The organism is Streptomyces nanshensis, from assembly GCF_001751255.1.
GTDB lineage: Bacteria > Actinomycetota > Actinomycetes > Streptomycetales > Streptomycetaceae > Streptomyces > Streptomyces nanshensis_A.
In genome coordinates this window covers 1-4351 of record NZ_LJGW01000645.1, presented here as the reverse complement: position 1 = coordinate 4351, position 4351 = coordinate 1, and the positions used below count along the sequence as shown (strand labels likewise).

4 protein-coding genes are annotated in these 4351 nt (G+C 73.6%); all 4 read left to right on the top strand.

What is annotated here, in order from left to right:
- A partial coding sequence (locus AN218_RS30785; RefSeq protein WP_070020322.1) for an aldehyde dehydrogenase family protein occupies positions 1-1305 on the top strand: 1305 nt, incomplete at its 5' end.
- A gap of 139 nt (positions 1306-1444) precedes the next feature.
- Complete coding sequence (locus AN218_RS30780; protein ID WP_244900857.1) at positions 1445-2257, top strand: SDR family NAD(P)-dependent oxidoreductase; 813 nt, start codon at positions 1445-1447, stop codon at positions 2255-2257.
- A gap of 187 nt (positions 2258-2444) precedes the next feature.
- On the top strand, positions 2445-2822 hold the full coding sequence (locus tag AN218_RS30775; RefSeq protein WP_244900855.1) for a DUF3311 domain-containing protein: 378 nt from the start codon (positions 2445-2447) through the stop codon (positions 2820-2822).
- Positions 2819-4321 carry a sodium:solute symporter family protein gene (locus AN218_RS30770; protein WP_070020321.1) on the top strand — a complete coding sequence of 501 codons (1503 nt, stop codon included), beginning with the start codon at positions 2819-2821 and terminating at the stop codon, positions 4319-4321. Before AN218_RS30775 ends, AN218_RS30770 begins: the two co-directional genes overlap by 4 nt.
- The last annotated feature ends 30 nt before the right edge of the window (positions 4322-4351 follow it).

Sequence of the window (4351 nt, the reverse complement as noted above, 5' to 3'; positions counted from 1 at the left end):
CGCGCGGCCGGGCATGCCGCGGGGCTGCGTCGGCAGGTCGCGAAGCTGCCCACGCGGGTGCGGCGGCGGGTCCTCGCGGGTACCGGCGCCGCGCTGGCGGAGGTGGCCGGCGGCATGGAGGACCTGCTGGTCCTGGAGACGGGCAAGCCGCGTGCCGACTGCCGTACGGAGGTGCTGCGGGCGGTGGCGACCTGGGAGGCGGCGGCCGACGAGGTCTCCCGGGTGCACGGCGAGACGGTCCCGCTGGACGGGCTGCCCTCCGGCGACGGCATGACGGGCTTCTGGACGCGGCGTCCCATCGGGGTCGTCGTCGGCGTCGCCGGGTTCAACTACCCGATGATGCTGGCCACTCACAAGATCGCCCCGGCGCTGGCCGCGGGCTGCCCGGTCATCGTCAAGCCCGCTCCGGCGACGCCGCTGGCCACGCTGTGGCTGGTGGCGCTCGTACGGGAGCAGTTGGCGGCGGCCGGTGCGCCGCCCGGTGCGGTGCAGTCGGTGACGGGCGGCACGGAGGTCGGCCGGACGCTGACGACGCATCCCGAGGTGGCCGCGGTCTCCTTCACCGGTTCCGCGGAGATCGGGCACCGCATCGCGCGGGAGGCGGCGCCGCGCAAGGTGGTGCTGGAACTGGGCTCGAACGCGGCGCTGGTGGTGGCCGCCGACGCCGATCTGGACGCGGCGGCCGACGCCGTGGTGCGCGGCGGGCTCTACGCCTCGGGGCAGGCGTGCATCTCCGTACAGCGGGTGATCGCCGTGGAGGAGGTCGCGGAGGCGCTGGAGCGGAGGATCGCCGAGCGGCTCCCGGACGTCGTCGTCGGAGATCCGCGCGAGGAGCCGACGAGGGTGGCGCCGCTGATCGACGAGGCCGCGACGGAGCGGGTGCTGTCGTGGGTCGGCGAGGCCCGTGCGGCGGGGGCACGGCTGGTGTACGGCGGCGGGCGCCGCGGCCGGTCGGTGGTGCCGACGCTGCTGGCGGAGGTGCCGGACGGGCAGCCGGCGTGGGACGAGGAGATCTTCGGGCCCGTGATCTGTCTGCGCTCCGTGCCGGATCTCGCCGCGGCGTACGCCACGGTCAACGCCAGCCGCTACGGCCTGCACGCGGCGGTCTTCACCCGCGACCTGGGCGCGGCGCTCACCGCGGTGGAGGAGCTGGAGACCGGTGGCGTCGTCGTCAACGACGTGCCCGGGTACCGCTGCGACATCGCGCCGTACGGCGGGGTGAAGGACTCGGGGATCGGCCGCGAGGGACCCCGGTTCGCGATCGAGGAGCTGACGGTGACGCGGATGGCGGTCTTCCGCCGGTGACCGTCCCGTAAAGCACAGCACGCGGGCGCACACGGCACCGGCCGCATCCGCATGCCCGGACGGGCCGCCAACCGCCCGTGGACGCACCGCACTTGAACGGACGAACCATACGTGAAGGGAAGCAGGGGTGGAGAGCGCAGTGCAGAGCGCAGTGACGTACGCGGATCTGTTCCGTCTGGACGGCCGCCGCATCGCGGTGGTCGGCGGCGCGAGCGGCATCGGCCGGGAGTCGGCGCGGGCGCTGGCCGCCCAGGGCGCCGAAGTCCTCGTCGCCGACCGGGACGTGGCGGGCGCGGAGGAGACGGCACGCCTCGCGGCGGCCGAACGCCCGGCGCCCGGCGCGGAGACGGGCGCGGTCAGCGTGCATCCGCTCGATGTGCTGGACGAGGCGGCGGTACGTACGACGGCGGACGGGTGGGGCGCGCTGGACGGTCTCGTCGTCACCGTCGGCGCCAACGTCCGCAAGCGGATGGCCGATTACACCCTCGGCGACTTCGACCGCGTCGTCGCGCTGAATCTGCGGGCGTATCTGACGCTCGTGCAGTCGGTGGCGCCGGGCATGGCCGAGCGGGGCCGCGGCAGCGTCGTCGGGCTGGCGTCGATGCGGGCGTTCCAGGTGGAGGCGGGGCAGAGCGTGTACGCGGCCTCGAAGGCGGGGCTGGTGCAGTTGCTGCGTACGGCGGCGGCGGAGTGGGGGCCGCGCGGGGTGCGCTTCAACGCCGTGGCGCCGGGGGTGGTGCGTACGCCGCTGACCGACCAGATCGCCGCCGATCCGCAGTGGTACGAGGCGTACGCGCGGGCCTCCGCGCTCGGCCGGTGGGCGGGCGCGGAGGAGATCGCGGGCGCCGTGGCGTATCTCGTCTCGGACGCCTCGACGTATGTCACGGGCAGCGTGCTGACCGTCGACGGGGGCTGGACGGCGGTGGACGGCCGCTACGAACCCTCGCTGTAGCCGGGCCGCGCGCATGGGGACTGCCGGTTCCGGGCGCGCGGACGGCACAGCGGCACCGCACCGGCCGCCGGTATCCCGGCGGCGCGGGCACCACCGGCAGGCACCACGGGAACCGGCCCCGAGGCAACAGGCACCATCAGCACCACCGGCACCACCGGCACAGGCACCACGGCACAGAAGGAGCGACATGTCCGATCAACTCTCCGACGCGGGGCGGGAGATGCCCGGCGGCACGGAACCGGATCCGTCCGGCGCCCCGCCCGCCGCGCACCGGGGCCGGCGCGCGCTGTGGCTGCTGCTGGTGCCCGCCGTGCTGTACTGCGCGGCGCCGCTGGTCGCCGACAGCATCGAACCGCGCGTGCTCGGCGTGCCGTTCCTGCTGGCGTGGGTCATCATGGCCACCCTCGTCAGCCCCGTGGTCATCTGGATCGTGGCCCGGCTCGACCCGGCCTACCGCGCGGACGCGCTGGAGCCGATACCCGCGGACGACGTCCCGCCCCCGCCGGAATCCCCGCACGGCCCGGACGAACCGTACGGCCGCGGCGACGCGGGAGGTGCGGCATGAGCAGCTCCGCCGCGCTCGCGACGACGATCTTCGCCCTGGCGATGGTGGCGACCATCGCCGTGGGCCTGCTCAGCGCACGCGGCCGGGACAAGGGCCTGGCCGAGTGGACGGTCTCCAGCCGGGGCCTGGGCGTGCTGTTCATCTGGCTGCTGATGGCCGGTGAGACGTACACGAGCTTCTCGTTCCTCGGCACGGCCGGCTGGTCGTTCTCCTTCGGGGTGCCGATCCTCTACCTGGTGGCGTATCTGACGACGGGCTTCGCCGTGGCGTACGTCGTAGGGCCCGCCCTGTGGACGTACGCGAGCCGGCACCGGCTCATCTCCATCGCGGACATGGCCGAACACCGCTTCCGCTCACGGCCGGTGGGGATGCTGGTGGCCGTCGTCGCGACGGTGTTCATCGTTCCGTACATCCAGGTGCAGATCCAGGGCATGGGCGTCGTCGTCAACGCCATGACGTACGGAAGCGTGGACCTGCGGGTCGCGGCGGTCATCTCCTTCGTCGTCGCCGAGGTCTTCATCCTGGTGTCGGGTCTGCGCGGCTCGGCGTGGGTCAGCGCGCTCAAGGACGTGCTGGTGGTCGGGGTCGTGGTCTTCCTCGCGGTGTACGTGCCGGCCCACTTCCTCGACGGCGTCGGCGACTTCATGCACCGGATGGTCACGGAGAAGCCGGAGTGGCTGACCTTCCCGGGGCATGAGTCGGGCGGTCTGGACGGCACGTGGTTCGTCACGACGCTGCTGCTGAACGCCGTGACCATCACGATCTTCCCGACGACGGTCGCGGGCTATCTCAGCGCGAAGTCGCCGAACGCCCTGCGGCGCAACGCCGTTCTGCTGCCGTGGTACCAACTGCTGCTGTTCATCCCGATGATGGTCGGCGCGACGGCGCTGTTCGTGGTGCCGAACCTCAAGAACCCGGACCTGGCGCTGTTCTCGCTCGTCACCGACGCGCTGCCGGCGCCGCTCGTCGCGGTGATCGGGGTCGCGGGCGCGCTGTCGGCGATCGTCCCGATGAGTGTGTTCATGCTGGCCATCGGCACGCTGTGGGGGCGCACCCTGCTGGGCGGCGGCAACGGCGCCGACCCGCGCGGGCGGCGCCGCGGCAGCGCACCGGCCGGGGACATGCGCACCAAGCGGCTGTCCCAACTGGTGTGTCTGCTGGCCGGGTTGGTGGCGCTGGCCGGGAGTCTGTTCTTCCCGAACACGCTCGTGCAGCTCTCGGTGCTCTCCTACGAGGGGCTGGCGCAGTTGGTGCCGGCGGTGCTGCTGGCGCTGTACTGGCGGCGGATGCCCGCCTCGGCGGCGGTGGCGGGGATGCTCGTGGGCCTGGCGGTGATGACGCTGCTGTGGGCCACGGGGAACGATCCGCTGGCCGGGATCAACGGCGGCATCATCGCCCTGGCGGCGAACCTCGCCGTCACGGCGGCGGTCACGGCGGTACGTCCCGCGCCGGGCGCGGCGCCGCCGGAGCGTACGGCCGCCGCGAACGAGGCCGTATGAGCGGCGAGTCGAGCGAGTCCCGGGCGGGCG

Coding starts and splice junctions, on each gene's coding strand:
- AN218_RS30775 (WP_244900855.1), top strand. CDS start 2,445: ATGTCCGATCAACTCTCCGACGCGGGGCGGGAGATGCCCGGCGGCACG.
- AN218_RS30770 (WP_070020321.1), top strand. CDS start 2,819: ATGAGCAGCTCCGCCGCGCTCGCGACGACGATCTTCGCCCTGGCGATG.